The organism is Paraniabella hibiscisoli (assembly GCF_022512515.1).
GTDB classification, from domain to species: domain Bacteria; phylum Bacteroidota; class Bacteroidia; order Chitinophagales; family Chitinophagaceae; genus Niabella; species Niabella hibiscisoli.
This window is the reverse complement of sequence record NZ_JAKWBK010000001.1, coordinates 2,095,346-2,117,711: the sequence shown is the minus strand read 5'-3', so window position 1 is coordinate 2,117,711 and position 22,366 is coordinate 2,095,346. Positions and strand designations below refer to the sequence as shown.

The following is a 22,366-nucleotide window of genomic DNA, read 5'->3' as shown; positions in this document are numbered from 1 at the left end:
CAGTTTAGGAGCAAGCAGCTAAGTATCATGATGCGTATTATATTGTTAAGACGCCAGTAACTCTTTTACCATAGTGGAAATAGCTTTGCCTTCAGCTTTGCCAGATAAAGCTTTGCTCGCTACGCCCATCACTTTGCCCATATCGGCAGGAGAAGAAGCACCGGTTTCAGCAATAATTTTCTGAATCGCTGCTTTCAATTCTTCCGAGAAAGTTGAGCAGGTAAATATTTTTCGATAACGGTTATTTCCTGGCGCTCTTTTTCAGCCAGATCAGGTCTGTTTTGCTGCTCAAAAATTTCCAGCGAGTCCTTGCGTTGCTTTACAAGTTTTTGAACGATCTTAGTTTCATCATCAGCACTCAGTTCTCCTTTTGCACCTTCAGCAGTTTTAGCCAAAAGTATAGCGGCTTTTACTGCACGAAGACTGGTTAACGCGTTGGCATCTTTGGCCAACATAGCAGTTTTAATATCTGCATTAATAGTTTGCTCTAACGACATATTAATATATTGATCAGTTTATAAGTTATTTGTTATTGTCTCTACGCGGCCGTGCTGGTCGGGCAGATCCCGAAGCTCCTTTATAACCTCCTGCCGAGCCTCTGCCGGATGGGCCTTCCTTTTTGAATGGCTTCCCCATCTTTTTAGCAGGAGCTTTTGGTGCATAACCCTCTTTTTTAAAAGAGCCTCCGGTTTTAGAATAAGACGCTCCCTTGCTATCGTCTTTTTTGAAAGATCTATCAGTTCTCTTCGCAGGAGCTTTTGGCGCGAATCCCTCTCTTTTGGCAGCGCCTGCAGATTTAGGATACGACTTTGCTGTATATGCTTCTTTCTTAAAAGGCCTTTCCGTGTTTCCAGCCGACCCTTTAGATGCATATCCCTCTCTCTTAGCAGCGCCAGTAGCTTTATTGTACGGCTTTCCTGAATAGTCTTCTTTTTTAAAAGTTCTTTTTGCCGGAGCACTCCCTGCATAGCCTTCTTTTTTAAAGCCATTGCCAGACGGCTTGCTGTAAGACTTTTCAGAGTAGCCTTCTTTTTTAACGGGCTTCCTCGTTCTTTTAGCGGTAGCCACTACTTCGTCATCCATATCCTCCGGCTGATTTCTTTTCTTCGCAGCCATCTGGCCATTGCCTTTATTCCTGTTATCCTTTCCTAAGTATTTCAGGTTACGTACTTCTTTTTCTGTAAGAAAACGAAATTTACCTCGCTCCACATTTTTCTTGGTGAGTCCCGCAAACATTACCCGGTCCAGGTTTTTTACATCATACCCCAGGCTTTCAAAAATCCGGCGAACAATACGGTTGCGGCCGCTATGTATTTCTACGCCTATTTGTGTTCTGTCATTAGCATCGCTATAAGCCAATACATCCACATAAGCTGGCCCGTCTTCCAGTGTTACACCTTTCAATATCTTATCAAAGTCTCCTTTTTCGAGTACCTTATCCAATGTTACGGCGTAGATCTTTTTTACCTCGTTACTTGGGTGTGTTAATTTTTGTGCCAGCTCTCCATCATTGGTAATTAATAAGACTCCTGATGTATTACGATCCAGCCTTCCAACCGGGTATACCCGCTCCTGTGTGGCTTTTTTGATCAGGTCCAGTACTGTTTTACGCTTTTGCGGATCATCGGTGGTTGTTATATAATCCTTGGGTTTGTTGATCAGGATATAAACCAGGTTTTTGGTGATAAAGATCTTCTTCCCGTTTACCGTAACCTCATCCCCGTCAGACATTTTATAGCCAGGCTCGGTTATTACATTGCCATTTACTCTTACATTGCCGTCCTTAATAAGATCAGCAGCTTCCCTGCGACTGCTCACCCCACCATGCGCCAGGTATTTGTTAAGCGGCATTTGCTCCAAAACCACTTTTTCACGCTCGATCACTGGTCCTGCAATCTGCTTTTCGCGGGCTTCTTTCTTTTTTGTTCAAAAACTCAGCCTTTTCTTTTTTGTACTTTCTCTTTTCTTGCTTAAAACCTTCTTTTATGGCAGCATTGCTTTTCTTTTTAGCAAACTTTTGAAAGCGGGGATCTATTTTTTTCATGTATACTATTTTGCTGTTTTTCAACAGTAATTAAAGAACAAAGATACTAATGCTTCAACAAAAAGCCACTTTCAAAGAAAGTGGCCTACAGAATACTATTATATAAGAACGCTTATTGCTTATTTTCACGAGGGCCTCTGTTGCCGCCTCTTTCCATTCTTTCTTTCCTTTTAGCATCCAGTTTTTCTTTTTGCTCTTTATTGAGAATAGCGCCTTCTTTCTCCATTCTGTCCTTTCTCATTTCCTGCATTTTCTCTCTTCTCGCATCATCGCTCAAAGAGTTGTCATTTCTTAACTCCTGCATCTTTTTGCCTTGCTCATCGTTCAGGTCTTTCAACTTAGTTTCCTGCTCTTTGGTCAGGTTCAGATCTTTATACATTTCAGCTGCATTGTATCCGCCGCCGCGTCTTTCGCCGCCCTGGCGTGCTTCCCCTTTAGGTTTTTCCTTAGGTGCGTCCTGTGCGTAAGTAGCGGTGATGCTGAAAGCGCTGATCACAGCAGCGAGAAAAATTGCTTTTTCATTGTTTTCTTTTTTTGTTTTAATTGAATTATCCAACACGCCTGCTCAAAGGCATTTGATCTTATTTATATGGACCTTAATTAGTCAGACCTCTCCTGGCCCGGTCGTTCTGAAGCTCCCTGGTCGACATAGACATCCTGGCCCTCCTCTGCTGATCGTCCCATTTCGATTTTTGTTCCGCGGTCAGTATAGAGCGCACCTCCATCTCATACGCCCTGTAAACATTCCGCACCTGGTCTTGCTTCTCCGATGACGTAAGTGAAATATTGTTTCTTATAGTTTGTACTTGTGAGTTATAATCCTGGCTGGCTGTTTTCATCTTTTCCCGTTGCTCACCGGTCATTTGCAAATCGTTCCAGTTACTCCTCCCTTTTTTAGATGTCTTTTTCTCCGCATCCCTGCTCAACCCGTTGGGATCTTTTCCTTTATTTTTCTCCGCACTACTTACCACATTTTTTTCAGGACTAATGGCACCCTTTTCTTTAATCTCTTTCTGGTTTTGCTCATACATTGCATACTGCTCTGCCGTAAGAACTGCCTTACGTTTTTCTACCAGCTCTTTTCTGGCTGCCTGTGTTTTCTCCTTTCGCTCCTTTGGAGTCAATGCACTGTCAGCAGCGATCTCTTTTACTTTCTCCCTGTTTTCTTTATTAACTACCTGCAGCTCTTTTTGCTGTTCCCTGGTCAGCTTCAGGTTAAAATAAGCATCCTTACGAGCTTCCCTTGGAGCAGCGCTACTTACTCCATCATTTGCCCTAGACGGTATTTCCTGCGCCAGTAACGCGTTGGTTATAAGTAAAAAACAACCAATAACCGCTATTTTCTTCAATAATAAATACATCTTGTGTAATTTTTGATTAGATGATATTTAAAGGACAAACTCTCTGCTAATTATTGTTAAACATTTACAAACAGTTATCTGACTACAAATAACTTAGGAGGTTTAATGCGGGTTTGTTAAAGTATTAATTTTCCCAATGATGAAAATTGGCAACCAATACTTTTTTACAGGCGGCCTACCGTATAAATCAGGGGCTCTTCGTACCTTGCGCCCATGCAGGATTATATAAAAGGATTGAACGAGCGGCAAAAAGAGGCGGTTTTACATATTCAGGGGCCAATTATGATTATAGCGGGTGCAGGAAGTGGCAAAACCAAGGTTTTAACTACACGGATTGCCCATTTGATGGCTAGTGGCATAGACGCTTTTAATATACTGGCGCTGACATTTACCAATAAAGCCGCCCGTGAAATGAAAGAACGTATTGAACATATTTTAGGAGGTAGCGAGGCACGCAATTTATATATAGGCACTTTTCACAGTGTATTTGCGCGGATTTTAAGAGCTGAAGCTCATAGGATCGGCTATCCCAATAATTTCACTATTTATGATACGGATGATGCCAAAAGTGTAGTAAAGGCTGTGATCAATGAAATGCACCTGGATGATAAACTGTATAAACCGGCACAGGTATACAACAGGATCTCCTCCGCCAAGAATGCGCTGGTTTCACCGGCAGATTATGCTACCGATTATTATGCACAGCAGGAAGACCTACGCGCCAACCGGCCGGCCATAGCCAAAATTTACGACTCTTACTGCAAGCGCTGTTTTAAGAATGGCGCCATGGACTTTGACGACCTGTTACTGAAGTTTTATGAGCTGCTTAAAACCAACCCGGAATCATTAAGCAAGTACCAGCATAAATTTAAATATATACTGATTGATGAGTACCAGGATACTAACCCTGCTCAGTACGAGGTAATCAAGCTACTGGGAGCTATGCATGAAAATGTTTGCGTAGTGGGAGATGATGCCCAGAGCATCTATAGCTTCCGGGGCGCCACCATACAGAACATCTTACAATTTCAGAAAGACTATGATGAAGTAAAAGTGGTAAAGCTGGAGCAGAATTATCGCAGTACACAAACGATCATCAATGCAGCCAATGATGTGATCGGCAAAAACAAGGGGCAAATTCCTAAAGTACTGTTTACAGAAAACGCAGAAGGTGAAAAGATCCGCATTGTGAAAACCATGTCGGATAATGAAGAAGGCAAATTTGTTGCTGACAGCATACAGGAGCAAAAACTGCGTAATCATTTCCTGAATAAGGATTTTGCAATACTGTATCGTACCAACGCTCAGAGCCGTGCTTTCGAGGAAGCTCTAAGGCGCATGGCCATTCCTTATACCATGTATGGAGGCGTTAGCTTTTACCAGCGCAAAGAAATTAAAGACCTGGTAGCCTATCTCCGTCTCATCATCAATAGCCGCGATGAAGAAGCGCTGAAAAGGATCATCAATTACCCGGTAAGAGGTATCGGGAAAACAACTATAGACAAGATCATTTTACTGGCTAACACCCACAATAAAACTATGTGGGAAATATTGGTGGAGGCCGCTCAACACGGCTTCCGCGCGGGAACGCTGGAAGTGATCAACAATTTCGTGACCATGATCAGGAGTTTTTCCAGCATGCTGGAAAAACAAAATGCTTATGAAGTGGCCTTTCACGTAGGTAAGAATACCAACCTGGTGAGAGAGCTTTTCAATGATAAAAGCACAGAAGGATTACAACGTTACGAAAACATACAGGAGTTGCTCAACTCTATTAAAGAATGGGTGGAAAGCCCGGATAACGAGGATGGCGAGGTGGTGGATAAGGGCCTGGGCGCTTATCTTCAGCAGATCACCTTGCTTACCGATGCAGACGAGAAAGACCCGGATGCCGATACGGTAAAACTGATGACTATTCACGCAGCAAAAGGACTGGAATTTGAATGTGTATTTGCGGCCGGGCTGGAAGAAATGCTGTTTCCGAACGCTATGAGTATTAATACAAGGGAAGAGCTGGAAGAAGAGCGGCGTCTTTTTTATGTGGTAGTAACCCGGGCTAAAAAGAAACTATGGGTAACCTATGCCAATACCCGATATAAGTTTGGACAGCTGGTGCAAAACGAGCCCAGCCGTTTTATAGAAGAGTTACCCGAACAATTTTTGGATCGCAGTTATGCAGGTGGCGGTACCAAGATGAGTACCGGTTTTGGAGGAAGTGCTTTTGAACGCACGAACGGAGGATTTAGTGGTGGCTGGTCACAAAAGACTTCCTGGGAGAGCGGAACCAAAAAAGCTGCCGAAGATGCAGAAAAAAGTATGGTGCACCACCAAGCAAAAAAAACAACCACCCCCAGCTATTTACCTCCCAAGATAGAAAAAAAGGCTACCGATCATACCCCTACAGAAAATTTTGTAGCCAATGAAGTAGCAGAGTTGGCTGTAGGACAAAAGGTAGAACACCAAAAGTTTGGCTTTGGAGAGATCATTAAAATGGAAGGCGCCAGCCACAATCCTATGGCTTTAATAAAGTTTAATACAAACGGGGAAAAAAGATCCTGCTAAATTATGCCAGGTTAAGAATTGTAGGATAATATTGACAATCAACCAGATGACTATTCGCAGCAACTGTTTACAGCAACAGTTGTTACCTTTGCCAAATATTAAACAGGGGCAGGGCCTTTCCCTGCTCCTTAATTAAATTGGAATTGCGTGGAAAGGAAAAAAGTCATCGTACATCATTATTACAAGCTGGTACTCATCTCTATTCTCATTGGCTTAATAAGTTGCCTGCTGGCATTCTCTCTCAAACATCTTACAGAATATTTCGAGCATAGGGTATTTAATAAAGTAGAAACCACCAACAAGGTTTTGTTCGTGGTGCTGCCAACTATTGGCATTACGGCTATTTATTTTCTCCGTAAATACCTGTTTTTGAATCGCAAAAACAAGGGCATTACAGAGATCTATAAAACCCTTGACCAGAGAAAGAACATCTCCCTTTTTTAAAATCCCCTCGCACTACATCAATGGGTTTCTTACGGTGATCTTCGGTGGTTCTACAGGTGTGGAAGTATCAACAGTAGTAGCCACGGCTACTGTAGGCAATATGGGATATAAAAGGGAGTTCTCCGCTAAAATGTATAAGCGAGAGCTGATCTGCGCGGGTGTAGCCGCAGGGGTCGCCGTACTTTTTGCAAGTCCGCTGGCCGGCTGGCTATTTGCAATGGAAGTAATTGCCCGTAAACTGCGAAAATCACTGGTTATTAGTTGCACCGCTTCTGCCATCATCGCTGCTGCTTTTATTTTCTTTTTTGATCATGAACCCCTACTCCATTTTCATATTAAAAACTGGAACTGGTATGCCATTCCTTTCTTTGTATTGCTGGGTTTGTTAAGCGGCACACTGGCCGTCTATTTTACTTTTTTAGTAACACGCATTAAGAGCCTTTTTGCGCAGATCCATAATAATTTCCTTAGAGTAAACCTCGGGGCTTTGGTAGTTGGTTTTCTAATTCTATGCTTTCCCGTTTTGTACGGAGATAGCTACCATGGCTTGAATCATATTCTTGAAACGGCCATCAATGAAGAACATATTTCATTATTACTCCTGGCATCGCTGATCTTGTTAAAGCCTTTGGCAGCTTCTCTTACATTAGGCGCTGGTGGTGATGGCGGCGTTTTTGCGCCCAGCATTGTGGCAGGAGCTTTCCTCGGTTTGTTGCTAGCTATTTTCTGTAATAATTATTTTCATACAAACCTGGTGCCGCTGAATTTTGCTTTGGTGGGTGCTGCCGCTACGCTCTCATCTGCCATCTTCGCTCCCTTTACGGCATTAATATTGGCCTGCAACCTCGTACCTAACGGATACAGCTTATTCATCCCTATCGTAATAGGGTGCTTTACTGCCAAATTATTCTCACAACGACTGCTTCCATACAACGCGTATACTTATGATTTTTATAAGTCGGCAAAGTCGCAAGAGGTGTAAAGCAAGTCGCTGAATTGTATTTTAATAGTAATAATAAAAGATATTTGCGCTCTACATTTAGTTAACATGTCTACTATAAAAAATATACCCTGGCCGAAATTAATCAAACTGCCCAATGGTTGCTTGATGAGCTGAAAGACAGAAAAGTGATAGCCTTACATGGCACAATGGGGGCAGGGAAAACGACACTCGTAAGCACCATCTGTAATTTGCTGCAAGTAGAAGACGTGGTAAGCAGCCCGACTTTTTCGGTTATTAATGAGTATCGCTACAGTGAAGATGGCGCCCAAAAGCGGCTGTATCATATAGACCTCTACCGATTGAAGGATGAGGAAGAAGCTATCCGCACCGGTGTAGAAGATTGCCTGTACAGTGGCGATTATTGCTTTGTTGAATGGCCCGAAAGAGCGGAAGGGTTGTTCCCGGATGATACGGCAACGGTATACCTGCGCGTTGAAGGCGAGACAGACCGCTCGCTGGAAATAGCGTAAAAACAAGTAAATTTGGAAAGTCGTATTCAATATAAACCGAGATAAACTCAGGATATTTCCATTACCCGTATGAGCAAAAAACAGCCTGTTATCAGTACTTCTTTCAGTTATGAAACCCTGGAAGAAACCCTGGACATCAAATTAAAGGGAGAAGGTATGACCATTGGAATACCTAAAGAAATTGCCTTCCAGGAAAACCGGATCGCCTTAACGCCCGATGCCGTAAACGTGCTGGTAAACAATGGCCACCATGTAATGCTGGAGCACAATGCGGGAGAAGCTTCTCATTTTCGCGATAAAGACTATGCCGATGCAGGCGCAAAAATCGTGTATAGCCGCGAGGAGGTATTTAAGGCGCGGTACTCGTAAAAAGTGCCCCCGTTATTGAAGAGGATCTGCCCTTACTGCAAATGAATCAATCCATCATTTCACCCTTGCATTTATCGGTGCTACAGCCGGAAGTATTGTGCACGATGATGAAAAAGAAGATTACTGCTTTATCATTTGAAAATCTGAAAGACGACACGGACTCCTACCCTATCGTACGCAGTATGAGCGAAATTGCGGGCAGTGCCGTAATGTTAATAGCCGCCCAATACCTAAGCTCTGCCAACCATGGCAAGGGTGTTTTATTGGGGGGCATTTCGGGCATAGCCCCCACCAAAGTTATTATTATTGGGGCAGGCATTGTCGGTGAATATGCGGCACGCGCAGCCCTTGCATTGGGCGCATCAGTGAAACTGTTCGATAATAATGTAAGCCGGTTAAAGAACCTGCAGAATACGATTGGACAAAGATTATGGACCTCGGTAATAGAGCCCAAACTCCTGGCCAAACAACTGCGCACCTGCGAGGTGGCCGTAGGCTGTTTATCTAATTTAAGCGGCCGTACACCCATGATCGTAACCGAAGAAATGGTAAGTGGCATGAGGCCCGGCTCTGTGATCATTGATGCCAGTATCGACCGTGGAGGCGTTTTTGAAACTTCAGAAGTAACCTCGCATGAATCGCCCATATTTATGAAGTACGGTGTGATCCATTATTGTGTACCCAATATACCATCTGGTTTCTCACGTACAGCATCCCAGGCTATCAGTAATGTATTAATGCCGTTATTAATAGATGCTGGTGAAGAAGGTGGTATTGAAGACCTGGCCTGGCATCGTATACACCTGCGTAATGGCATATACCTGTTTAAAGGACACCTCACCAATTTTTATTTAAGTCAGCGATTCGATTTGAAGTATACAGATCTGAATTTGCTGATTGCCAGTCAGCGGTAGTTGCTGCATAACTGCGAACGGCCTAAATAATCATATAATATTTTCTGCTCGAACCATTAGGACTGTTTTGTGGTAGCTTGATGCACAAAAAACCTGGTTTGTATTAAGGACATTCAAGTTGCGTCGTGCTAAAGATGCTTGTAGATACAATACAATTACATAAAAGGGAAGTTCAACAAATTTAAAACATCAGCGTAGTTCCGGATATTTGAAAATTATGTATCTAAACTTATGCAAACCCTTAACGATATATTCTCTGCATACAAATTAAACAAGTCTGACGTAAAAAGACTCAGTAATGAAGCCAAGCTAGCTTCTATTGACTGTGGTAAGAAAGGTGTCAATAAAAAACTACCGGAAGATACATGGGACTTGTTTGATGAAATTTCTGACAAATTATGGTACTCTACCCTGGAGAACTCTCAAAAGATTTTTTTAGGATTTCAACTATATGAAACATTTCCCAGTTATTATCATTTCCTGACACCATTCTATCATGGAATAAAAAACAAAGAAATTATTTCCCAGAATGAAAAAGAAATCATTTGGAAGCAGTTCATGAAATACCTAGCGTCAGAGAACTATTATGCAGACCCTGTTGGATACGTTTTGTGGGTCAATTTTTTTGAAGACGAAACCACGGTTAGAGATACATGGCAAGGGTTGTTGTAGAAGTTAAGACTTAATCTGACAGTTGGGGTTAATTTAGAGTAACGACAAACTAAATTAATAACCCCCAAAAGTCAGATTATGAATTCTGCAACTAAGTTAATCAAATCCAGAGTTGGCTTACTCAATTTAGCCGAACAATTGAACAATGTGACTCGTGCCTGTAAATTAATGGGTACTAGCCGTGACAGTTTTTACCGTCTTAAACAACTCTATGAGACTGGAGGAGAAGAGGCTCTCAGAGAAATAAGTCGCCGTAAACCCATTCCCAAAAATCGTGTAGACCCAGCAGTTGAGAATGCTGTTGTTAAAATGGCATTCGATTTTCCAGCCTATGGCCAATCCAGAGCTTCCAATGAACTTCGCAAGCAGGGTATTTTTATTTCAGCAGCTGGCGTTCGTTGTGTGTGGCAACGGCATGATCTGGAGATTTTTGAAAAACGTCTCAAGGCTCTGGAGGCTCGCGTAGCTCAGGACGGTTTGATCCTTACGGAAGCCCAGGTTATAGCGATGGAACGGAAAAAAGAAAAGCAAGAAGCCCATGGGGAAATTGAAACGGAGCATCCTGGTTATCTAGGTTCCCAGGACACCTATTATGTTGGCACAATTAAAGGTGTAGGTAGGATTTATCAACAAACCTTCATTGACACCTATAGCCGGGTAGCTTTTGCTAAGCTTTATACAAGCAAACATGCTATTACATCGGCAGATATTCTCAATGATAAAGTTCTTCCATTCTTTGACGAACATGAAATACCAATGCTCAGAATACTTACTGATAGAGGAACTGAGTTTAACGGAAGACCCGAAAATCATGAGTATGAATTATATCTACAGATTGAAGGTATAGATCACAGCAAAACGAAAGTGCGCCATCCCCAAAGTAATGGAATTTGCGAACGCTTACACCGTACCATGCAGGATGAGTTCTATGCAATCGCCTTCCGAAGAAAGCTCTACCAGGATCTTCAAACTTTACAAAATGATCTGGACGAGTGGCTGGACCATTACAACAATGAGCGACCTCACAGTGGCAGATTTTGCTTTGGTAAAACTCCACTGCAAACTTTTAAAGAATCGCTTACCTTAGCCAAACAAAAACTGCTGGATCAAGTGAGTCCAGCAGCCTAATTAATTTAATCTGTATCCCTTTTGAAAATTTAAAAATTAGCCCCTGACTGTACGATCAAGTACTAACTATTACAGGTTAGTCAATAACTATACGAATATAAAAGCGTTACTACGTCTATTAGAAAATGCCGGTCCTGTACCGTTTGACTTGAAACAAACTCATTATAACAGTTTACTTGTTGACAAGATAAATCATGAATCTATTTTCAATAGCTTGTTGTATAGTGCTTATGACGTTTATGGACAAATTGACAAGAAAAATGCTCTTAATATCTTAGCTAAACTAACGGTTGACACAGAAACAGAAAACTATAAATTGCTAAATGAAAAACTTAAAACTTAGCATCATACAGGTTGGGCGCAAAACACTTTTACATCGACTATTTGTAAATCCCAGCTTCAGGTCCAACTAAAGAATAACTATCAGCTTTTGTACATAACTTCAGTAACATATTTTTAGTGATCAGCAGTTACGGGGCACACGGAATGCAATTCCCGACCTGCTCGTTGGCAGTTATGTTAAGACATACAATCTACATATTGATAATATTATTTCTGACTAGTTGTAATGACTCGGAAAGAAAGCACACTCAAGACTTTGTCGTTTTTGAAAGCAATACCTGTGACAAGTACATAGGATTCAAACCGACAACATCTCAAACTGACGAAGCAGAACAAAAGCTACTTGACTATTTGGAAACGAGAACAAAGACCAACCAAACAATTTTTGTAAACAGTCTTGACGGAAAAGTGCCTTTGCAAGAACAGTTGAAATATTATAAAAGACGTTACTTCGGGATGACAAGTATTGAAGGAGAAAAAATAATAAAAATTGAGTTTGTTTCTGTACGTTGTGGTGGACAAGATGAATGGAGAAAAATAGAATATACAAGCGACAAAACAAAAGAATGTTGGTGGTCTGTTCAATATAGTATTGACAATAACCAAATTTACGACCTGAGACTATAAAGACAACAATCACAACTACTAACACAGGTTTTGCGTTAGGCTGACTGAAGTACAAAATTCAACAGCAGTTTTTCAATTGAACATTAGTAACATTATCGGCTTTTGTACTCCCCCACCTGCCGGCAGCCAGGTATTGCCGCCCTAACGCAAAGTTCAAAAACGTTATAGACAACTCTAAAGCAACATTTTCCTATGGGATATTACATCAGAGTATTAGGTTCACAAGACCCAGACATTCATATTAACGAACTCATTCAATCATTATCGGCAGATGGATTGACTGCAAAGCTTGAGTTTGACCCAACCGAGGAACCAAGCAAGTGGACAACGCTTGACATATTAAATGCAGACGGAGAACCATTAGCTCAATTAGAAAGAAATCCAGTTATTGAAGGCGAATTAGGACAAGAAGAACTTAATGAGTTTAAGGAAGATATTCAAGACTGTAAACCTGCATCTGGTGCGGTTAAATGGTTGACAAATTATTTTGATAAGGTAAAAGTAATTTATGCTTTTCAAATGCTAAATGCTGCTTTTGAGAATGGAAATTTTGAAGTTGTCAGCAATATAAAAACAAAAATCTGGAACAAGACTAAAGGTATATTGCAAGCGGACAATGAAGGATTTTCAAATGAAGAAGGTTATCATATACTTTGGCAATTTTCAGAAACAGTAACAGGCAATTGGAGTTGTGCTGTAAGAAACTGGTTAGGCAAGTGGAACACATTTGTAATGGATTTGGGCGACACAACTCAAAGACAAGATTTTCAAAATGGCAAAGTTCCGAAAAAAGCGAAGCGACTTTAAAACACAGTGAACGAAGAGTATGCCTACAACATTGAGATTTATGCAAGTTGGGCTTGACATTGCAACATCAGCTATTTGCAAATCTAAGCTTCAGTTCCCGCTAACAATATCGATCAGCTTTTGTACATAACCTCATCACCATATTTTCAATCAGCAGCGGTTACGGGCAAACAGAATACTAACTCCCGACCTGCAGCAAAGGTAAAAGACATAGATAAAAAAAATTACACACCTGGAAAATAACGAACTGATTATACGACAATTCACTTTCGACTACAACAACAGTCGTTTTGGATACATCCAACAAGCATACCTGTGCCATCTTTGCATCAACAAAATAATTAAAATGAAAAATTGGACAGCAGCAAATATCCCTCAAAGAAGCAAGGGTTTGGCAGTAATAACAGGCAGTACAGAAGGTATTGGTTACGAAGATGCATTGGCATTATCATCCGCAGGATGGAACCTAATCATGATGGGACGAAACACTCAAAAAGGAACTGAGGCTATTGCTAAAATTCTTCAACTTCATCCAAAAGCAATAATAAGTTTTGAACAAATAGATTTGGCTGACTTAGCTTCTATCAAAAAATTTGCAGAAAGAATGCTTGCCAAAGGAGAAGCTATCAATCTCCTCATCAATAACGCAGGGGTTATGACACCGCCTAACAGGATCGAAACTAAAGATGGATTTGAGTTACAGTTTGGAACAAATCATATTGGCCACTTTGCGTTAACAGCACAATTGCTTCCTTTGCTTCGTAAAGCCCCAGATGCTCGCGTGGTTACCGTTTCAAGCATCGCTAATCGTGATGGTCAAATTAATTTCGAAGACCTTCAGTCAAAAACTTTATATAAGCCAGGAAAGCATACAGTCAGGCAAAACTTGCAAACCTTATGTTTGCTTTAGAGCTTCAACGCCAAAGCGAAAAGAACGGTTGGGGCATCAAAAGCCTTGCTGCTCACCCCGGTGTTTCTCGTACCAATTTATTGATAACTGGTGCCGGAAAATGGAGTAGTGCAGGTATTATGCGAAGATTTTTCCCATTTTTATTTCAGCCACAATCGCAAGGAGCATTACCCACTTTATTTGCAGCTACTTCGCCAGAGGCTAAAGGTGGAGTGTATTACGGTCCCAACAAAATGGGCGAAACACGTGGCTTTCCAGCCATTGCAAAAATTCCTGAACAAGCAAATGATATAGCCGTTGCAAAAAAATTGTGGAAGTTTCAGAAATTCTTGCAAAGGTTGAATTTTAATGTTTGTAGCTATATAAAGATAAGGTTGGAATTTACTCCCAAAAAAATTAACTAAAAAATGAAAAAATATTATTTGCAGGCATTTTGTTACTGGCATCGATGGTAACTTTTGCCCAACAGCCTGCCGATAAAATTATTGGTAATTGGGAAAGCATTGACGGTGAAGTGAAGTTAAAATTTCAAATTTTTAAACAGGAGGGTAAATATTCTGGCAGGTTACTTTGGGCTTCTAATATGTTTGAAGCCGATGGTGAAACACCTAAGAAAGATTTTAACAACCCCAATAAATTCCTTAAAACCCGCTCCAGGCAAGGCATTGTAAACATTACAAATTTGAAATACAACGACGGCGAATACGAAGGGGGAGATTATACAACCCCAGCGATGGCGATACCTACAGCTTGAATGCTAAATTGAAAAGTGAAAACGAACTTCATTTCAGAGGATATTTAGGCATTTCGCTTTTAGGTAAAACAATGAAATTTAAAAGAATTAGATAAGTTAGTTGCCTTAATTTTAAAAAAATAAACGATGATAAAAAGTATAATTTCTTTGGTGTTGTTGGCAGTGTCGGTTTTTCTGGCATTCAAACACGGATGGGATACATTTAATTACAAAAAACATCCCGAATCGTTAAAAATGATGAACGACTTGGGTATACCGGAGCCAATGATACCCATCTTCGCCGGGCTTACATTATTAATTGGCGTATTGCTACTTATTCCAAAAACATTTTTTGCAGGTAATGTGCTCAACGCTATTTCCATATTAATTATTATGGCATTGGCAATGAGAACAGGAAATTTTAAAATGGCATTGATGGAAATTCCGTTTTTGATTATGCCGTTGGTATTGATTTGGTTAAAGTATCCTTTCAAAAATTAAATAAATTTGCATTATGGCAAAGCCCATCCGCATAAAGACCATCTCTCAATTGCACCAATTAATGGGCTTGCCCAAACCACATCATCCGTTGATTGAAATTGCAGATTTGTCTAAGCAAAAAAGGATACAGGAATTGTTGCGGTTATTTTTGATTTGTATGTAATTACCTTAAAACGAGGATGCAATAAATTGTTTTACGGACAGCAACAATACGATTTTGACGAAGGTATCATGGCGTTTTTATCGCCCGGGCAAATATTGCGTGGAGAAAGCGAAAACATTCCGGAAAATATAGAAGGCTGGATGATGTTTATCCACCCCGATTTTTTATGGAACACATTTTTAGCTAAAAAATAAAACAATACGATTTTTTTGGCTACGAAATCAACGAAGCATTGTTTCTATCAGAAAAAGAAGAAACGACCATCAACAGCATTGTAGAAAATATCAAAAACGAGTATCAGGCCAACATCGACCAGTTCAGTCAGGACATTATCATTTCCCACCTTGAAACCTTATTAAACTATTCAGAACGCTTTTACCAACGGCAATTCATTACCCGAAAGAAAACAAATCATCAAATTTTAGATCGCCTGGAAGCATTGCTTACCGATTATTTCAACAGTGATAATTTAGTTTCAAAAGGACTGCCAACTGTGCAATACATTTCTGATAACTTAAATGTTTCTCCAACCTATTTGCGGAGTTTACTCAAAACATTAACGGGTATGAATACGCAACAGCATATTCACGAAAAACTAATAGAAAAAGCAAAGGAAAAATTATCAACCACAGAATTAACGGTGAGTGAAATTGCTTACGATTTAGGATTTGAGCATATGCAATCATTCAGCAAATTATTTAAAACCAAGACAAAAATTTCGCCGTTGAAGTTCAGACAATCTTTCAACTAACAGATACCGAATGTCAAGAACGCCCGTGCGTAACAAGGTATTGCCAAAGCAGGGCTGGATGGCTTCGATTGAACATTTGCATAAGGTTCAACCTTCGTTCTTCTATTGAACTTTAGTTTAAAAATCCCCGTCTTCAGCAATACCTAAAACGTTGTGCACACCACCTAAACAGAAGACAGATCGCTTTCACTATATCTAAAGCATTCTCGCTTTTTTAATCGCCGGAGGAAAAACCTGGTGCTATAGCCCTAAATCAAAACTCAAACAGAGGCATAAAAAAGCCCGGCTTTTGAACCGGGCTCCCAACATCTTTGATTTAACGGGCTTTTTCTTTGGATTCGCTTTTTTTGTGCTGAACTTTTCTTCTGTGTAGGCTTATTCTTTCTGGGCTCAGCTGTCTTTTTCGGCATAAATTTAATTTTAAAGTGATTGAATTATTTACTCATGTCTGCATAGTATTTCCTCCTTTTTCACATATCTATTTTAAGGAGAAGCAACTGTACAGCCAGATTTTAAGTGTGCAAAGATATGCCTATAAGGATAAATCGAAATTTAAGGTGACGAAATCTTAAGAAAATTCCCGGACTAACAGCTACAAACAAAATAGAAGGCAATAGTGCATTGGCATTACAGTAGCAAAAGGGCCGATATTATTCCACATTGCTAACCGGTAGCCATTAGCTACCTAACTCGAACAGCGCCAACAGCTACCAACAATCGCTTGAACTAACAAAGGCTTGATTATTGCTACCTGACAGCCATGAAATTTGTAGTTATTATTCTTTTTGCGCTCTTTTGTTTTTCCTGCGGACAAAGCACCGCTAAAAATGATACCCCTGAGAAAAATAGGGAATTGATCCCTGATCCTGAGGGTGATCAAAAAGACAGTTTTTCGACGGGCGCCCCTCAGCCTGGTTCAGGCATAGTGAATGGCGAAAACAAACACCCCACATTTAATGAAGCAATTGACGACTTACCTCAGTCATTGAAGATGTTTGTTCCGGAAGGTTATTCGGCCATCAATATCTCGTCAGGCGACGCCAACCTCGATGGGCGAACAGACAATATCTTGGTGCTGCGGAAGAATACGAAAGAAAGCACTTCCAATAATGCAGCAAACAAACCCGATAAGCGCCCCCTATTGTTACTTTTAGGACAAAGCGACCATAGCTACCAGCTTGCTATCCGAAACGACAATGCTGTTTATTGTATAGATTGCGGAGGCGCATTTGGCGACCCGTTTACCGGAACAACCATAAAAAATGGGTTCTTTTCGATCGAACATGGCATTGCAGGTGGGCAGCACTGGGAACATGTTACCACTTTTAAATTCGATAAAGCCAAAAACAAATGGTTTCTTTACAAAGATCATTTCATAAGCTACAAACTAAATAACAGCAATGATCCGGATGCAGAAGCGCTGGTAAAAGAAACAGATCGGTTAAAAACGGTAAACGATTTTGGCATTATATCTTTTGATACTTTTAATATTAATAAGGATAACTGAAAAAGTATTCTGAACAGACCTGAAAACGCATAACAATGAAGCATTTTACTGTACTCCTGGCCTGTGTACTGGCTGTATTATCAGCCCAAAGCCAATCGGGGAAAAAATTATACCCGCTTACAGACACCCAACATTTAGAGGCGCTGAATGTAGCAGTGCAGGCCGGAGTGCTGAAGCAACAGCGATCGGTAAAAGTAACAGATATTGATCGGGAGGCCGATACCGAATTGAGAATAGCCAAACTGGAAAAGTCCTATTTCCACAATGGCACTATCGAAGTTGAATTAGCCGGTCAGCCTATGAAAAACGCATCAGAAGGAGCCCGGGGCTTTGTAGGCATCGCTTTTCGAATAGATAGTTCTAACGCTGGATTTGAATGCTTCTACCTGCGTCCAACAAACGGACGGGCCGCAGACCAGGTTCGGAGAAACCATTCTGCTCAATATATATCTTACCCGGAATTCCCCTGGTATAAGCTGCGTAAAGATTTCCCTGAGAAATATGAATCGTATGTAGATTTAGAGGTGGGTATATGGACAAAAATAAAAATTGAAGTACAGGGAAACACAGCAAAATTATTTGTTCATAATGCCAATCAGCCCACGTTGATTGTCTCGGACTTAAAACATGGCGCTGATGCTAAAGGAAGCATCGGCTTATGGATCGGTCCGGGAACAGAAGCCTATTTTAGGAATTTAGTGATCACCAAAAAGATTAACAGCTCTGTATTCCACACCAATGCCACTGGCAGATACAATCAGTACCCAAAAATATGTAACACAATAAAATGAACTGGGATAATTATTTACTGGAAGAGAAAGCCCCAACGGAACTATTGCGCATCTAGGTGTTTTAGATGTAACCATTAGTGCTCCATTCGATTTATCTGCAGTACCGGCAGAGGCTCGTATCTTAAGCATGAGTACGCCTCTTAAAAATTCAAACTACAATACACCAAGCCGGCATCCATTAACGGGAGCGGGTATCGAAAAAACAATCCGCCTGATCATTCGTTATGAGCTTGACGAAGAGCATGGTCTTGAATTCAAGTTTGTAGACGATCAAATAGAACAGGTAGGTGGTATCGCAGAAACTTAAACTCCATTGAAAATAATGAAAGAGATAATTTTGAATAATATCGCAACAACGGTAACACTTGCTAAACAATCAAAACGTTTACCAACTGAAGCCGAACTACTGCATTTTGAAAAAGCCTTAGGTTATACGCTCCCGGCCGACTACAAAGAGTTTCTACTGAAGTACAATGGGGGCGTTTGCGAGCTGAAGAATATTATTGTACCCGTGAGTGGCTATTTATGCGATCTCTTTGGGCTTTACCCCGATAACTTTGAGACCGAATTGATGACATTAAAACTCCCTCAGCATCCCGAGCTGACAGAGCTATGGGGAGCATTACAATTTAACTTACTACCCATTGGAGAAGTGGATAGCGGAGATCTAATTGCCCTACAATTTTATGAAGACAAAACAGTAGTAATCGTTCTCGATCATGAAGATGAAGAGATGAAAGTGGAGTTAACGGAGAATAGCTTTACTGAATTTCTGACTCATACAACGAGGGAATAAGCCTTACGAAAAAATAAATACGCGTCGTTCAAAAGCCGCTGGCTTGTACCTGTACCCTCACCCATATTTTCAAAATACTATACGACAAAAAAAGTTGAACATATCTTTATAAACATGAAATATTCCTTTTTACTTTTTCTTTTCGCAACCTTTAATACATACGCGCAAAAAGTTGATGTATTATTAATAGGCGTCGCACACAACTACAGCAAATCCCCCAGCAGGACCTGTCCAATCTCTATGCACAAGTCCGGAACTTTAAACCAACTGCATTCTTTGGCGAATTCCTGAGTAAAGAAGACGAACAGCTGGTTATGGATTACTGGTGCAAAGAGGATAATATTAAGCGGTTGAAAATACTTAGGAATAACAGAGACATTAAAACTGAACGGCTTTCCGGCACCATTGACAGCTTAAAAAAACAGGTATTATCAAACCCCAAAAACTATCGGTTAAAAGCAGATTTGGCACATGCCTATTACTTGAACCAGGATGTATCCAATGCACATTATCAATATTGGCAAGTATGGGATCACTTACAAAAATCACCCAATATTCAGCTTGAAAACTACGTCAATAATCTATTGAGCCCTAATTTAGACACGACTGGCCGGAGTATGAGAAGGTTGAAAACTTCGGAATACGCATTGATTGCATTTCCTTTGATGCAGGAAATGGATATTCGGGAACTGTTACCTATGGATTGCCAGGATTATGACCTAAACTGGTCTGCATCTGCCCTGGCATTTTATGACCGGTTTGAGCCTTTTAAAAAGACACTACAGCTTCTTATACAAAAGAACTGGAGAGCATTTTAGCTAAGAGAATTAAAGGATTTGAAGCATGCGCAGACATAGAAAAAAATCAACCCGGTTTACAGAATGGTTAAACACCAACGAAGCATCAGCTATTTTAGCTTCAGGAGATTTTTACTTTGCTGACATGTACAATATACCAGGATTTCCTAAAGAAGAAATGCTATCACAAATACACTGGTGGTTGATGCGAAATAAAGGTATGTGTGACAACGTGGTAAAGAAGGCCAGGACATTAAATCTTAAAAAGGTAGTAGTGATTGCTGGTGCCAACCATAGGAAATACATGCAGGATATATTTGAAAAAATGCCGAATGTATCTGTAAAAATATAACCAATACTCAATAATTTTACCCGTAGAGTACAACCAGTTACACAATAGACTACAATACTATGCAAAAATATTTTGCCGGCCTACTGGCATTAGCCGGTTGGTTTGCCGTAATAGCCCAATATGTTTTAATGCTCAACAACAATACAAATTCAGTTGAAGAGGCTACCATTCGGTTCTTTAGTTATTTTACTATTCTTACCAATATTATTGTTGCCACTTATTTTACCTCCCTGTTATTCGGCGCCCGTATTACCTCTACAAAAGGTGTACTATCCGCCATAACCGTCTATATCCTTATTGTGGGCCTGGTATACCAGGTGGCGCTAAGACATATATGGGATCCGCAGGGCCTGCAGAAACTCGTGGATGAACTATTACATTCTGTTATTCCCCTGGGCGCTTTAATATACTGGAGCTTCTTCGAAAAAAAGGATTAGGATATGCACTGATCTTTTCCTGGAGTATTTACCCGCTGGCCTATCTCATCTTTACACTGGCAAGGGGTAGCATTTCCGGATTCTATCCCTACCCTTTTATAAATGTTACCGAAATAGGACTGCAGCAAACGCTGATCAATGCATTGATCATATTGGCTCTTTTCATGATACTATCATTCGTATTCATCTTCATCAATAGGAAGGTCAGGAGATAAAAAATTCACGAAATCGTTGTTTGCACAGGATACCACCCTATTTATTTAAAACCATCGCTGTATGCAAGAAAAACCAATTGAAAGCTTTTATCCCAAAAACACCAAGGAGTGGAGAAAATGGCTGGAGAAAAACCATAAAAAGCTGGATAATATATGGGTGGTCATGTATAAGAAAGCATCTGAGAAACCAACAATCTCCTGGAGCGAAGCAGTAGACGAAGCACTCTGTTTTGGATGGATCGACAGCACGAAAAAGAAACGGGATGAAGAAAGCTCCATACAGTTTTTCAGCAAACGAAAACCTAAAAGTACCTGGTCTAAAATAAACAAAGATAAGTTTGCACGACTAACAGAAGCCGGGTTGATGACCGAAGCGGGACATAAAACAGTTGAAATCGCCCGGCAAAATGGCACCTGGAATATACTCGATGAAGTGGATGCTTTAACGATTCCACCGGATCTTGAAAAGTTGTTCAAAGCCCATAAAGGATCGAAGGCTTATTTTGAAACACTCAGCAAGTCGGTTAAAAAAATGATACTTTACTGGATCGTATCAGCCAAAAGACCTGAGACCCGGCTTAAACGAATTACTGAAATTGCTGAATCAGCTGCTCAACAACAAAAGCCCAAACAATTCTGATCGGCAAAGCCGCATCTTCTTCTGCTACCGGTTCCTGTTGGCTAAATTATTACCTCTGTTTTTTAAATCTAATGTAATGCAAATATCTTTTACAGATCTGCAATCCTCTTATCAGAAAGCCATCAATTTTGCTGCCCAAAAACATGCTGGTCAAACGATAACCGCACCCAACTGCCCTATCTCGTACACGTTTGCAATGTAGCTATGGAAATACTAATTGCAAGTCATCACTCAACGGAGTTCAATATAACACTCGCCGTTCAGGTTGCTTTACTGCACGACACCATTGAAGACACGCCGACCAGTTATGAAGAGTTAAGTAAAATATTTAGCGAAGAGATTGCAGCCGGAGTATTGGCGTTAACCAAAAATGAAGCGCTGCCAAAGGCAGAACAAATGCCGGATAGTTTAAAAAGAATCAAAGCGCTTCCTAAAGAAATATGGGCCGTTAAACTAGCTGACAGGATCACCAATCTGCAAAAGCCACCCGAACTCTGGAACGCTTCAAAAAAATCATCCTATCTTGATGAAGCCGTTTCTATCGCATCCTATCTCGAAGGAAGGGCAATGCTTATCTTGAACACCGGATCAAAGAATTGATCCAATCCTATAAAGCTTATATCATATAGCTATACCAACCTTAGTCCACCCTTTAAAAATTTATCTTTCTTTTCCCGATCAGGTTTCCAGGCCTGATCAAAGGGATGCGCCTTCCAAAGTACATCTTTATGAAACATACAATAAAGCAAATGCCCCAGATCGAGCTGGCGGTAAATACCAAAGCCATGTTTATGTAGCCAGGGAATATGCCTGGAGTCAGGTGTTTCCAAGCAAAATATACGTTGCTGCTGTTTAGAATTGGCAATAAGCTCTTTTAAAAGCCGGCTGCCAATTCCGTTTCGTTGCGCATCTGGCTTCACGCCCATAAACCACAAGTGAAACTTCAGATCATGCGGATGGATCTGCCTGATCACTTTTTGCCTTGCTGAAATTTTTCTAAAATACTGCGCTCCCGAAGTTTTTATTACAA

General features: G+C 40.6%; 28 protein-coding genes and 3 pseudogenes. 25 read left to right on the top strand and 6 right to left on the bottom strand.

Features of this window, described 5'->3' with window-relative positions; genetic code table 11:
• Positions 1 to 45: 45 nt before the first annotated feature.
• The 5 genes and pseudogenes from MKP07_RS13445 to MKP07_RS13425 all read right to left on the bottom strand — a co-directional run bounded on the left by MKP07_RS13445 (position 46) and on the right by MKP07_RS13425 (position 3,405).
• Positions 46 to 455, bottom strand: a pseudogene (locus MKP07_RS13445) (GatB/YqeY domain-containing protein).
• Between the two features lie 67 nt (positions 456 to 522).
• Entirely contained in the window at positions 523 to 1,884 is a 1,362-nt protein-coding gene (locus MKP07_RS13440; RefSeq protein ID WP_240847654.1) for a pseudouridine synthase, read from the bottom strand.
• Positions 1,871 to 2,044 (bottom strand): hypothetical protein, encoded by a 174-nt coding sequence (locus MKP07_RS13435; RefSeq protein WP_240847653.1) that lies wholly within the window; start codon positions 2,042 to 2,044, stop codon positions 1,871 to 1,873. Before MKP07_RS13435 ends, MKP07_RS13440 begins: the two co-directional genes overlap by 14 nt.
• A 112-nt stretch (positions 2,045 to 2,156) precedes the next feature.
• Entirely contained in the window at positions 2,157 to 2,603 is a 447-nt protein-coding gene (locus tag MKP07_RS13430) for a hypothetical protein (protein WP_240847652.1), read from the bottom strand.
• Between the two features lie 37 nt (positions 2,604 to 2,640).
• On the bottom strand, positions 2,641 to 3,405 hold the full coding sequence (locus MKP07_RS13425; protein ID WP_240847651.1) for a hypothetical protein: 765 nt from the start codon (positions 3,403 to 3,405) through the stop codon (positions 2,641 to 2,643).
• Between the two features lie 213 nt (positions 3,406 to 3,618).
• Here MKP07_RS13425 and MKP07_RS13420 point away from each other — a divergent pair, with 213 nt between their 5' ends.
• The 25 genes and pseudogenes from MKP07_RS13420 (at position 3,619) to MKP07_RS13305 (ending at position 21,936) form a co-directional block, all read left to right on the top strand.
• Positions 3,619 to 5,967 carry an ATP-dependent helicase gene (locus tag MKP07_RS13420; RefSeq protein WP_240847650.1) on the top strand — a complete coding sequence of 783 codons (2,349 nt, stop codon included), beginning with the start codon at positions 3,619 to 3,621 and terminating at the stop codon, positions 5,965 to 5,967.
• 147 nt (positions 5,968 to 6,114) lie between these two features.
• Positions 6,115 to 6,411, top strand: coding sequence for a hypothetical protein (locus MKP07_RS13415; protein WP_240847649.1), 297 nt, complete (start codon positions 6,115 to 6,117; stop codon positions 6,409 to 6,411).
• Positions 6,380 to 7,393 carry a chloride channel protein gene (locus tag MKP07_RS13410; RefSeq protein ID WP_240847648.1) on the top strand — a complete coding sequence of 338 codons (1,014 nt, stop codon included), beginning with the start codon at positions 6,380 to 6,382 and terminating at the stop codon, positions 7,391 to 7,393. The genes MKP07_RS13415 and MKP07_RS13410 overlap by 32 nt, the downstream gene beginning before the upstream one ends.
• An 89-nt stretch (positions 7,394 to 7,482) precedes the next feature.
• A complete protein-coding gene (tsaE, locus tag MKP07_RS13405; protein WP_262919732.1) occupies positions 7,483 to 7,884 on the top strand; it encodes a tRNA (adenosine(37)-N6)-threonylcarbamoyltransferase complex ATPase subunit type 1 TsaE in 402 nt (133 codons plus the stop codon).
• A 69-nt stretch (positions 7,885 to 7,953) separates the two neighbouring features.
• Complete coding sequence (locus tag MKP07_RS13400) at positions 7,954 to 8,253, top strand: hypothetical protein (protein ID WP_240847646.1); 300 nt, start codon at positions 7,954 to 7,956, stop codon at positions 8,251 to 8,253.
• A 41-nt stretch (positions 8,254 to 8,294) separates the two neighbouring features.
• Positions 8,295 to 9,167 (top strand): alanine dehydrogenase, encoded by an 873-nt coding sequence (locus MKP07_RS13395; RefSeq protein ID WP_240847645.1) that lies wholly within the window; start codon positions 8,295 to 8,297, stop codon positions 9,165 to 9,167.
• Between the two features lie 231 nt (positions 9,168 to 9,398).
• The gene (locus tag MKP07_RS13390; RefSeq protein WP_240847644.1) at positions 9,399 to 9,839 is read left to right on the top strand and encodes a hypothetical protein; all 441 of its coding nucleotides are present in this window, start codon (positions 9,399 to 9,401) and stop codon (positions 9,837 to 9,839) included.
• Between the two features lie 78 nt (positions 9,840 to 9,917).
• Positions 9,918 to 10,967 (top strand): IS481 family transposase, encoded by a 1,050-nt coding sequence (locus MKP07_RS13385; protein WP_240847643.1) that lies wholly within the window; start codon positions 9,918 to 9,920, stop codon positions 10,965 to 10,967.
• Positions 10,968 to 11,507: 540 nt separating this feature from the next.
• Positions 11,508 to 11,936 carry a hypothetical protein gene (locus MKP07_RS13380; RefSeq protein WP_240847642.1) on the top strand — a complete coding sequence of 143 codons (429 nt, stop codon included), beginning with the start codon at positions 11,508 to 11,510 and terminating at the stop codon, positions 11,934 to 11,936.
• Positions 11,937 to 12,128: 192 nt separating this feature from the next.
• Complete coding sequence (locus MKP07_RS13375) at positions 12,129 to 12,743, top strand: hypothetical protein (protein WP_240847641.1); 615 nt, start codon at positions 12,129 to 12,131, stop codon at positions 12,741 to 12,743.
• 346 nt (positions 12,744 to 13,089) lie between these two features.
• A complete protein-coding gene (locus tag MKP07_RS13370; protein WP_240847640.1) occupies positions 13,090 to 13,653 on the top strand; it encodes an SDR family NAD(P)-dependent oxidoreductase in 564 nt (187 codons plus the stop codon).
• Positions 13,641 to 14,057, top strand: coding sequence for a Rossmann-fold NAD(P)-binding domain-containing protein (locus MKP07_RS13365; RefSeq protein ID WP_240847639.1), 417 nt, complete (start codon positions 13,641 to 13,643; stop codon positions 14,055 to 14,057). Before MKP07_RS13370 ends, MKP07_RS13365 begins: the two co-directional genes overlap by 13 nt.
• A gap of 44 nt (positions 14,058 to 14,101) precedes the next feature.
• A pseudogene (locus tag MKP07_RS13360) lies at positions 14,102 to 14,502 on the top strand (DUF2147 domain-containing protein).
• A gap of 31 nt (positions 14,503 to 14,533) precedes the next feature.
• On the top strand, positions 14,534 to 14,887 hold the full coding sequence (locus MKP07_RS13355) for a hypothetical protein (protein WP_240847637.1): 354 nt from the start codon (positions 14,534 to 14,536) through the stop codon (positions 14,885 to 14,887).
• Positions 14,888 to 15,076: 189 nt separating this feature from the next.
• Positions 15,077 to 15,244, top strand: coding sequence for a hypothetical protein (locus MKP07_RS41140; RefSeq protein ID WP_317235809.1), 168 nt, complete (start codon positions 15,077 to 15,079; stop codon positions 15,242 to 15,244).
• Between the two features lie 38 nt (positions 15,245 to 15,282).
• Entirely contained in the window at positions 15,283 to 15,801 is a 519-nt protein-coding gene (locus tag MKP07_RS41135; RefSeq protein WP_317235808.1) for a helix-turn-helix domain-containing protein, read from the top strand.
• Positions 15,802 to 16,561: 760 nt separating this feature from the next.
• Positions 16,562 to 17,308 (top strand): hypothetical protein, encoded by a 747-nt coding sequence (locus MKP07_RS13345; protein ID WP_240847636.1) that lies wholly within the window; start codon positions 16,562 to 16,564, stop codon positions 17,306 to 17,308.
• Between the two features lie 35 nt (positions 17,309 to 17,343).
• On the top strand, positions 17,344 to 18,099 hold the full coding sequence (locus MKP07_RS13340) for a hypothetical protein (RefSeq protein WP_240847635.1): 756 nt from the start codon (positions 17,344 to 17,346) through the stop codon (positions 18,097 to 18,099).
• A gap of 127 nt (positions 18,100 to 18,226) precedes the next feature.
• Entirely contained in the window at positions 18,227 to 18,406 is a 180-nt protein-coding gene (locus tag MKP07_RS13335; RefSeq protein ID WP_240847634.1) for a hypothetical protein, read from the top strand.
• 15 nt (positions 18,407 to 18,421) lie between these two features.
• A complete protein-coding gene (locus MKP07_RS13330; protein WP_240847633.1) occupies positions 18,422 to 18,895 on the top strand; it encodes an SMI1/KNR4 family protein in 474 nt (157 codons plus the stop codon).
• Positions 18,896 to 19,209: 314 nt separating this feature from the next.
• The gene (locus MKP07_RS13325; RefSeq protein ID WP_240847632.1) at positions 19,210 to 19,713 is read left to right on the top strand and encodes a hypothetical protein; all 504 of its coding nucleotides are present in this window, start codon (positions 19,210 to 19,212) and stop codon (positions 19,711 to 19,713) included.
• Between the two features lie 25 nt (positions 19,714 to 19,738).
• Positions 19,739 to 20,044 carry a DUF5694 domain-containing protein gene (locus MKP07_RS13320; protein WP_240847631.1) on the top strand — a complete coding sequence of 102 codons (306 nt, stop codon included), beginning with the start codon at positions 19,739 to 19,741 and terminating at the stop codon, positions 20,042 to 20,044.
• Positions 20,045 to 20,103: 59 nt separating this feature from the next.
• Positions 20,104 to 20,696 (top strand): annotated as a pseudogene (locus MKP07_RS13315) (Pr6Pr family membrane protein).
• Between the two features lie 61 nt (positions 20,697 to 20,757).
• Positions 20,758 to 21,336, top strand: a complete 579-nt coding sequence (locus MKP07_RS13310; protein WP_240847630.1) for a YdeI/OmpD-associated family protein — start codon at positions 20,758 to 20,760, stop codon at positions 21,334 to 21,336.
• Positions 21,337 to 21,420: 84 nt separating this feature from the next.
• Positions 21,421 to 21,936, top strand: coding sequence for an HD domain-containing protein (locus tag MKP07_RS13305; protein ID WP_317236008.1), 516 nt, complete (start codon positions 21,421 to 21,423; stop codon positions 21,934 to 21,936).
• 29 nt (positions 21,937 to 21,965) lie between these two features.
• Here MKP07_RS13305 and MKP07_RS13300 read toward each other — a convergent pair whose 3' ends face one another.
• Positions 21,966 to 22,310, bottom strand: coding sequence for a GNAT family N-acetyltransferase (locus MKP07_RS13300; RefSeq protein WP_240847628.1), 345 nt, complete (start codon positions 22,308 to 22,310; stop codon positions 21,966 to 21,968).
• Positions 22,311 to 22,366 lie beyond the last annotated feature (56 nt).

What these genes read in the sequence shown, in the direction of transcription:
- MKP07_RS13310 (WP_240847630.1), top strand. Translation starts at nt 20,758, where the DNA reads ATGCAAGAAAAACCAATTGAAAGCTTTTATCCCAAAAACACCAAGGAG.
- MKP07_RS13345 (WP_240847636.1), top strand. Translation starts at nt 16,562, where the DNA reads ATGAAATTTGTAGTTATTATTCTTTTTGCGCTCTTTTGTTTTTCCTGC.
- MKP07_RS13325 (WP_240847632.1), top strand. Translation starts at nt 19,210, where the DNA reads ATGGATTACTGGTGCAAAGAGGATAATATTAAGCGGTTGAAAATACTT.
- MKP07_RS13425 (WP_240847651.1), bottom strand. Translation starts at nt 3,405, where the DNA reads ATGTATTTATTATTGAAGAAAATAGCGGTTATTGGTTGTTTTTTACTT.
- MKP07_RS13390 (WP_240847644.1), top strand. Translation starts at nt 9,399, where the DNA reads ATGCAAACCCTTAACGATATATTCTCTGCATACAAATTAAACAAGTCT.
- MKP07_RS13320 (WP_240847631.1), top strand. Translation starts at nt 19,739, where the DNA reads ATGCGCAGACATAGAAAAAAATCAACCCGGTTTACAGAATGGTTAAAC.
- MKP07_RS13365 (WP_240847639.1), top strand. Translation starts at nt 13,641, where the DNA reads ATGTTTGCTTTAGAGCTTCAACGCCAAAGCGAAAAGAACGGTTGGGGC.
- MKP07_RS13335 (WP_240847634.1), top strand. Translation starts at nt 18,227, where the DNA reads ATGAGTACGCCTCTTAAAAATTCAAACTACAATACACCAAGCCGGCAT.
- MKP07_RS13340 (WP_240847635.1), top strand. Translation starts at nt 17,344, where the DNA reads ATGAAGCATTTTACTGTACTCCTGGCCTGTGTACTGGCTGTATTATCA.
- MKP07_RS13420 (WP_240847650.1), top strand. Translation starts at nt 3,619, where the DNA reads ATGCAGGATTATATAAAAGGATTGAACGAGCGGCAAAAAGAGGCGGTT.
- MKP07_RS13330 (WP_240847633.1), top strand. Translation starts at nt 18,422, where the DNA reads ATGAAAGAGATAATTTTGAATAATATCGCAACAACGGTAACACTTGCT.
- MKP07_RS13385 (WP_240847643.1), top strand. Translation starts at nt 9,918, where the DNA reads ATGAATTCTGCAACTAAGTTAATCAAATCCAGAGTTGGCTTACTCAAT.
- MKP07_RS13370 (WP_240847640.1), top strand. Translation starts at nt 13,090, where the DNA reads ATGAAAAATTGGACAGCAGCAAATATCCCTCAAAGAAGCAAGGGTTTG.
- MKP07_RS13375 (WP_240847641.1), top strand. Translation starts at nt 12,129, where the DNA reads ATGGGATATTACATCAGAGTATTAGGTTCACAAGACCCAGACATTCAT.
- MKP07_RS13395 (WP_240847645.1), top strand. Translation starts at nt 8,295, where the DNA reads ATGAATCAATCCATCATTTCACCCTTGCATTTATCGGTGCTACAGCCG.
- MKP07_RS13400 (WP_240847646.1), top strand. Translation starts at nt 7,954, where the DNA reads ATGAGCAAAAAACAGCCTGTTATCAGTACTTCTTTCAGTTATGAAACC.
- MKP07_RS13435 (WP_240847653.1), bottom strand. Translation starts at nt 2,044, where the DNA reads ATGAAAAAAATAGATCCCCGCTTTCAAAAGTTTGCTAAAAAGAAAAGC.
- MKP07_RS13355 (WP_240847637.1), top strand. Translation starts at nt 14,534, where the DNA reads ATGATAAAAAGTATAATTTCTTTGGTGTTGTTGGCAGTGTCGGTTTTT.